Genomic DNA, 7,194 nt, shown 5'->3' with positions numbered 1-7,194 from the left:
ATAACATTAATGTAATATTAAGGGGTCGTTTTTTCGATATTTATCACGAAGAATTTTTACTCTTCATAGCTGAGGTACTGGAAAAAGGATTATCACCCCAATTTTATTAACGATAGTTATCAATGTGACGGTGCTTTATTCAGGGGATGAGGCGCTTGAAAGTGTCGCGGTCGATCCGGATCTTGAAATCGTTTGTGATGTAGATAAAATGGAACTTGTCTTTGAACAATTTCAAGACAGAGTTGCTGAAGCGATTGTTGCGGGAATTGAAGAATATTTGTTTGATTCTTAGCCTGTGTATTGGACCTTGTTGAAGGCTTTGTAAAGCTAGTTAATAAATCGTTTTCACAGCAGTTTTCTGAATACTCAAACCTTTTAATTGAGAATTGTTATCACTTAGTGTATAGTTTATACATACAAATCGTTTATAAGTTAGGGGGAGAGATTATTCATGCAAATATATTGGACTAAAATTAATCAGATTATCGATGAATCACCTGAGGTTAAGACGTATCTACTCGATTGTCCTGAAGGTTTTACTTGGGAGGAGGGTGCGCACACGTATTTCGCGTTGGAGGGCTTTAATGCTGGTGAAAAACCGAATCGTAGTTTAGTTCGTCATATGTCAATCTCTACATTGCCGGATGAAAAATCGATTGGGATCACGACTCGAATTAAAGAGCAGTGTTCTGAGTTTAAGTCAATATTAAAAAATATTAATGTTGGTGGTAAAGTTGCTTTGTTCAAAACGAATTCTAATGTTCCGCTAAGGCGAGAGAATAAGAATATTTACTTGTTATCATCGGGTGTTGGGTTGGCGACTTTTAGGCCGCTTGTACTTGAGTACTTTGCACGTCCTGACAATGTTAATCAGATCCACTCGTTAAATATTGATTCATCGAAGGAATTTATCTTTACCAATATTTTCGAGTCGGCAACTGAGAAGAAGTTTACTTCTGAGTTTGTTGATAGTCGTGAGGCGTATTATCAGAGAGTGCAGGAGTTAGCTGCTGATCAAGATGGCTTGTATTACGTCGTAGGTAGTGACGAGTTCCTTGTTCAAAACATTGCCTTACTTAAGGAGCATGGGATTAAATCGAATCAGATTGTGCTGGATAAACATGCGCGGTTTATGGAAAACTTTTTACCGGCAGAAGTGGCACAGTAATTTTTCGGAAAATATATTTAGTAAAGTTAATCCGCTCTCGATTGAGGGTGGATTTCTTTTGGGCAAAATTGATTAATGGGAATTTCGTGCTAGATATTTGTAGTATAATGAAGTTAGATGTTAATTATGGGGAGGAATAAACATGAATGATCAACAAAGAGAGCAGTTAATTCAGTCAGTTAAAGAGCATAAGTATGAGCGCAGTCGTCATTTGATGGATTTTCATATTGCTGGGTTTGCCTATTATGATGGGCTTGATGTGATTGAGGAGCTGACTTTGGGCAAACATGTTGAGCTTGTTCCTGAATCGGATAATCCATATGATCCGGAGGCGGTTGTCATTTTTTATGATGGCAAGAAGATCGGTTATGTGCCAAAGGATAAAAATGCACTTTTAAGTAAGTTGTTATACTTCGGTCATGCCAATATTTTTGATGCGCGGATTCAGTATATCAACAAAGAAACCCACCCGGAAAGACAGTTTCGTGTTGTGGTAAAAATTGCTGATAATCGCTAGAAATTAAGATCTATAAGTGGAGCTTAAAGTTTGACATGATTGCATTTTCAGCCATATACTTATCGATGCTGTGTGTTGACACAAGTATGATAAGATGGAGTGACAGGATTGGAAAAGAAAGTTACAAACATTACAGAAATAATTGCAAACCCAGCACCGTTAGGTTTAATGGGCTTTGGGATGACAACGATCTTGCTGAATATTCATAATGCAGGTTTTTTTGAATTGGATGCAATGATTTTAGCTATGGGAATCTTTTATGGTGGTCTAGCGCAAGTGATTGCTGGCATCATGGAATTTAAGAAAAACAATACATTTGGAGCAACGGCTTTTACGTCTTACGGATTTTTCTGGTTAGCCTTAGTTGGTCTAAATATCCTTCCAATTATGGGATACGGTGAAGCGGCAGGTTCGTTATCAATGGCTGCATTCCTATTCATGTGGGGATTGTTTACCTTCTTTATGTTTATCGGGACGTTACGAATTAATAAAGCACTTCAAGTTGTCTTTGGTACATTAACGATTTTATTTTTCTTACTTGCGATTGGCAACTTCACAGGTTCTAGCGTGATTTTAACGATTGCGGGTTATGAAGGAATTATTTGTGGTTTCTCAGCAATCTACGCTGCGATGGCACAAGTATTAAATGAGTTATATGGCAAAGAGCTCTTACCGATTGGTGCGTACAAAGCGCCAGCAGTTATGAATCCTGAAATTAGACAAGTTAGTTAATGATTCATAAAAATAGATGTAAAAAAACAGGTGTCCGCGCAGAATCATGCGTAGGCACCTGTTTTTTTGTTTCATTGTTATTTTGGATAATTTAGTTCAAACGATGAAATAAATTGAAACTTGAATTTCAAGTTTAAGTTAGTCACTTTGAAAAATAAATATTATGAATTCACAAAGTTATATTGTTAGGTCTGTTTTTGATCTTGTTTTATTAGTGTGCATGTATTTATTTGGGCTTAAGCCCAAATAAATACATGCACACTTGCGCGGAAAATCCGGGACCCTAAAATGCTAAGCTACAAGATCTAACTTTAGTTTTTGTAGCTCTAAGGCAAATACTTGATGAGGCGTTTTATAGTTATGATTTCTTCGCGGATAGTCATTCATCCACTGTTGAATCCGTTTAACTTGGGACTGCGTCACATCTTTAAATGACTGATGCTTTGGTAAGAAACGCCGAATGATCTTGTGTTGATTTTCACTTGTTCCACGCTCATAAGAAGCAAATGGATGGCAAAAGTAAACGTCTATTGATTGAGATAATCCAGATAAATTACTGAATTCACTGCCATTATCGGCTGTAATCGTTTTGAATATTTTCCCTTCAATACCTGACAACTGATTCATAAATGTTCTTAATGTGTGATCAACGCATTCGGATTGCTTTCCGTCTAGCTTAAATAGAAGTTCAAAGGTGGTCTTGCGTTCAACAAGCGTCAGTAACACTGGGTCATCTGCACATTTTCTTCCAATCACCGTATCCATTTCCCAGTGCCCAAATTCTAGTCGCTCCTCGACTGACTTTGGGCGATGTTCGATTGATGTACCATGTACTCTTTTATTGCGTCGTTCCTTTCCTTTTGTGCTGCGTGGTTTTCGATTAACCTTTTCTAACAGATCAATATTTTTGGTCTTCATGATGCCACTATCAATCCAATGGTAAAGTGTTGATGTACTCGGTAGGATCGATTCATGGTATAAGTTTTCTTCTCTTGCTTTATTAACGACGACATCTGGTGACCATTTTTCTTCAAGCATCTTTTTGTCTGCCCATTCGATAAACTTTGTGCCATCAATCCATTTAGGACGGCGGCCACAATTTTCACGGTTTTCTTCATAAACTCTGAAGTTGACATCAGCGAAGTAGACTTCTTTCTCATAAAAATAGGCTTTGCCATTCTGAATCTGCTTGTTTACTTGTAGTACTGTTCCTTTTTTAACATTATCATTGATCGTTTGTGGACTGCGTTCAAGCAGGCGTCCAATCTCACGGTGTGACAGATCAATTTTTTTATACGCTTCAATTTGTTTCATTTCAGCATAGGTAAGGTGTGTTCCTTTGTGTGATTTTGTGATAGTATTTACTTGGATCATGTGAATTCACTCCTTATATTGTTTGGTGGTACTTTCAATATAACATGAAATTCACATGACCTTTTATTTTAGGTGACTAACTTGATTATACAATCTTCCTAAAAGAGATAAAGCGAAATTTCAATTACTTCCAGATAAAGATGAACTGCCGAAATAGAATAAAATCTCACTTTATTTGAGCAAATGTCTAACTACTTTAATTTTTTTCATTTTTTGCTGCATAGTAAAAATAGGATAACAACTGAAGTAACCATATTCCTCCCACCAGTAAGATAGGCAAATTGCCCAATTCAAAATGTAATTTAGATACGAACATGATGATAAAAATTATCATAATAGCCGTTTGTGTAAAAACATAGGATTGATATCCTGATTTATAGATTTGTAGTTTTTCTGCTTCATCACAACTTTCTAAAAAATCTTTATTAAATTTCATAGAGGTAGGTTCTCCCTTTTTCATCGGATCTGCTTTCTGCATAGACCTGACTACTTTCACCTCAATATAAGAACTCAAAAACATAAAAACTAAAAAGACAACGATCGAGCTCCAAAAGAACGGATTACGTATATCTGCTGATAAACCAAAAAGAATAAACCCGATCACAAAATACACACTATTAAACAACAAACCACGATATAAGTATTTATCAAATAGTTGATTATTTGTATCTTCTTCTAAATCGACATCTTCCGAATCATCAACACTTATTTTTTTCGCTTTGTATAGCCATAGCAATGTTGGAACGAAAAAAATAACAACAGCACCGATTTGATACCATAAAATATGCACTACTAAATGCTCCATTAGTCGAGGACCTAAATCGGATAATCGATTGATTTCCAGTGCATGCAAGACGGTACTACTTGTTGCTCCGACGATTCCACCTACTAACATAATCAGTAGTAATTTTAACGCATCTTTTTTATTTTTCATCTTCATTCTCCTCATAAATAAAAATATCCTCTACAGTTGCTTCACAGATTCTCGCTAGCTTGATCGCTAAAGTTACCGATGGAGAGTAGTCTCCACGCTCAATTAAACTTATTGTTTGACGAGAAACACCAACCAATCTCCCCATTTCTGCTTGGTTTATACCAAGTTTTGCGCGATACATTTTCAATGAATTGTTTAAGGGCACTAAACCGCCTCCTTATCCTATCGTAAAAAATACTTGTCAAAATGACAACTTGAATTGTCAATCTCATTATATCTATGACAACTTTATTTGTCAAATTAAATAGATATTTTTTCTCAAAGAATTACTGATGGTGGTGTATATTTATTTTCACAGGAAAAATAACATAAAAGATAAGCGTCACTAAAGGCATTGCGACAATGAATAGAACAATACAATCTCGTATGATAATTGTCTTACTAGAAAGAAATTTGTATTTCACGTTTATTCACACTCACACGTGGAATGTAATTAATATACCGTTACTAAAGGAGGAGTTAAGACATGAAGAAAGCAACAAAAAGAGTAGCAACTGCAGTGGTTGGTACTGGATTGGCTTTTGGTGCGATCGGTGTTTCAGCAGCGTCCGAAACAGTAACAGTAGAATCAGGTGACACGTATTGGGGACTAGCTCAAAACTATGATGATGTTTCTACAGACAATCTAGTGGAAGAAAACGACTATGATCCTCAAGCACTTCCGGTTGGAGCGGAAATCGTTATTCCAACAGGGGAAGAGAATGGTGATGAGAATGATGTGGTAACACACGTTGTACAACCAGGTAACACTTTTTCAGAAATTGCAGCCGTCTATGATGGGGTAACCGTTAATGATTTAGAAAACTTAAACCCTGATGTTAATCCGTATAGTCTAACTGTCGGTTCTGAGATTGTCGTTGTTGACTATGGGGAATCAGATACTGATTCAGACGAATATGTTTATCACACCGTTCAACCAGGTAATACTTTCTATGAAATTGCAAGTGTTTATGATGGGGTAACTGTAAATGATCTATTAGAAGCCAATCCAAATGTCGATCCGTATGTCATGACCATTGGTTCTGACGTAGCCATTCCGGTTCGATAGGAAAAGGTAAATTGATGAAAGCTCCTGCTTATGCAGGGGCTTTTGTGTTGATATTACTATTTCCTTAAATCACTTACTTTCCATCTACCAATCTCTTTTAAGTTAGCTGCTCGCCGAATGGACTTTGGGTAAATCCACCGTACCTGATCCACTTCCAGACCTTTACCTGTAATATCTTCTTTCAAGCTGAACCAGAACGCTTGCCAAACAAATTTAGAACAATAATTGCTTTGCTGATTACATAATTCTCGATGAAAGAAATACTTTTTCATATGATGAATATTGTTTTGTGCCCAACTAGCAACTTTATCTACGTCAGCATATTGTGGACGTAATACAATTATTTTTCCATTTAACAGGTGACGTGCTACGTATCTCTCTAAGGAGTCCGAAAAAGCACCTTTCGGATGTGCATGGTGTATCCGCATATCATGTCCAACAATGCCACAATGACCTATGAGAAATGTGGACAAACTTTTGGATGAATAAATAATATCACCCGGTTGCATGGGAAGCAGGGTTTCAACGCCTAGATTAGTCACTTAGCATCACCTTCTTTTTATACTCCATTATAACAAAAGAAAAGTACAAACCAATCAAGCTTTAATGGACCATATCATCGTCTTTCTTATCAATATACAACGAACCATCTTGTTGAATTTCCGCATAAAAGACCTCAGAAGCGCTAGCTATTCCCGCGTTTTTCAATTCTTGTTTTAACCATTTTTCATTTAAGTCTAATCTCGCCAGATTATTTGTATTTATTATACCATCTGATACTAGCTCTGCTGAAATAGGATATTTTTTTGCGTTGATTGGAATATTCATATCTTCTTTTGTAACCGCTTGTTTTTGATCATGCTTCATGACCGAAAGTTTTCCGTTCGTTTCAAAAATTGCGTACTCTACGTCTTTGATCGCAAATATATTTTGTTGTCTTAACATGGTCATTAGTGCATCCATATCTAAACGGGTGGAGCGCAAAGAGTTCTCCATTACGTTTCCCTCTTTTATAATGATAATCGGCTCTCCTGTTGTTATTTTACGAGCTTTTTTAGATTTTATATCTAGGTACCCCATTAGTAAAGTGAACACGGTCCAGCCCACTAATGCAATTACTCCGTTTTGGACACTTAGGTTTGAGCTTATCGCAAGATTAGCAGCTATAGACCCGATAGTAATGGCGGAAACAAAATTAAAAAATGTCATTTGACTAATTTCTTTTCTACCAATGCTAAGCTACAAGATCTAACTTTAGTTTCTGTAGCTCTAAGGCAAATACTTGATGAGGCGTTTTATAGTTATGATTTCTTCGCGGATAGTCATTCATCCACTGTTGAATCCGTTTAACTTGGGACTGC

Annotated in this window: 10 protein-coding genes and 1 pseudogene; 5 read left to right on the top strand and 6 right to left on the bottom strand. The window is 36.5% G+C overall.

The window, feature by feature from the left end:
- The first annotated feature begins 124 nt into the window (after positions 1-124).
- The 4 genes from ABD814_RS00820 to ABD814_RS00805 all read left to right on the top strand — a co-directional run bounded on the left by ABD814_RS00820 (position 125) and on the right by ABD814_RS00805 (position 2,417).
- The gene (locus ABD814_RS00820; protein ID WP_344909469.1) at positions 125-292 is read left to right on the top strand and encodes a hypothetical protein; all 168 of its coding nucleotides are present in this window, start codon (positions 125-127) and stop codon (positions 290-292) included.
- 159 nt (positions 293-451) lie between these two features.
- On the top strand, positions 452-1,168 hold the full coding sequence (locus ABD814_RS00815; protein ID WP_344909467.1) for a dihydropteridine reductase: 717 nt from the start codon (positions 452-454) through the stop codon (positions 1,166-1,168).
- A gap of 142 nt (positions 1,169-1,310) precedes the next feature.
- Positions 1,311-1,685: an HIRAN domain-containing protein gene (locus ABD814_RS00810; protein ID WP_344909465.1), complete on the top strand. Its 375-nt coding sequence runs from the start codon at positions 1,311-1,313 to the stop codon at positions 1,683-1,685.
- Positions 1,686-1,793: 108 nt separating this feature from the next.
- Entirely contained in the window at positions 1,794-2,417 is a 624-nt protein-coding gene (locus tag ABD814_RS00805) for an acetate uptake transporter (protein ID WP_344909463.1), read from the top strand.
- Positions 2,418-2,708: 291 nt separating this feature from the next.
- Here ABD814_RS00805 and ABD814_RS00800 read toward each other — a convergent pair whose 3' ends face one another.
- The 3 genes from ABD814_RS00800 to ABD814_RS00790 all read right to left on the bottom strand — a co-directional run bounded on the left by ABD814_RS00800 (position 2,709) and on the right by ABD814_RS00790 (position 4,906).
- Positions 2,709-3,791 (bottom strand): IS30 family transposase, encoded by a 1,083-nt coding sequence (locus tag ABD814_RS00800; protein WP_344909462.1) that lies wholly within the window; start codon positions 3,789-3,791, stop codon positions 2,709-2,711.
- 196 nt (positions 3,792-3,987) lie between these two features.
- Positions 3,988-4,725 (bottom strand): DUF3169 family protein, encoded by a 738-nt coding sequence (locus ABD814_RS00795; RefSeq protein ID WP_344909460.1) that lies wholly within the window; start codon positions 4,723-4,725, stop codon positions 3,988-3,990.
- Complete coding sequence (locus ABD814_RS00790; RefSeq protein WP_268781340.1) at positions 4,715-4,906, bottom strand: helix-turn-helix transcriptional regulator; 192 nt, start codon at positions 4,904-4,906, stop codon at positions 4,715-4,717. The genes ABD814_RS00795 and ABD814_RS00790 overlap by 11 nt, the downstream gene beginning before the upstream one ends.
- Before the next feature lie 345 nt (positions 4,907-5,251).
- Here ABD814_RS00790 and ABD814_RS00785 point away from each other — a divergent pair, with 345 nt between their 5' ends.
- Entirely contained in the window at positions 5,252-5,833 is a 582-nt protein-coding gene (locus tag ABD814_RS00785) for a LysM peptidoglycan-binding domain-containing protein (RefSeq protein WP_344909458.1), read from the top strand.
- 56 nt (positions 5,834-5,889) lie between these two features.
- Here ABD814_RS00785 and ABD814_RS00780 read toward each other — a convergent pair whose 3' ends face one another.
- From ABD814_RS00780 to ABD814_RS13275, 3 genes and pseudogenes are all read right to left on the bottom strand, one after another.
- Positions 5,890-6,375 carry a hypothetical protein gene (locus ABD814_RS00780; RefSeq protein WP_344909456.1) on the bottom strand — a complete coding sequence of 162 codons (486 nt, stop codon included), beginning with the start codon at positions 6,373-6,375 and terminating at the stop codon, positions 5,890-5,892.
- 61 nt (positions 6,376-6,436) lie between these two features.
- A complete protein-coding gene (locus ABD814_RS00775; RefSeq protein WP_425549035.1) occupies positions 6,437-7,042 on the bottom strand; it encodes a DUF421 domain-containing protein in 606 nt (201 codons plus the stop codon).
- Positions 7,043-7,067: 25 nt separating this feature from the next.
- A pseudogene (locus ABD814_RS13275) lies at positions 7,068-7,194 on the bottom strand (IS30 family transposase); the annotation flags it as partial.

Source organism: Amphibacillus indicireducens (assembly GCF_039539605.1).
GTDB lineage: Bacteria > Bacillota > Bacilli > Bacillales > Amphibacillaceae > Amphibacillus > Amphibacillus indicireducens.
This window is presented reverse-complemented; position numbering and strand designations above follow the sequence as displayed.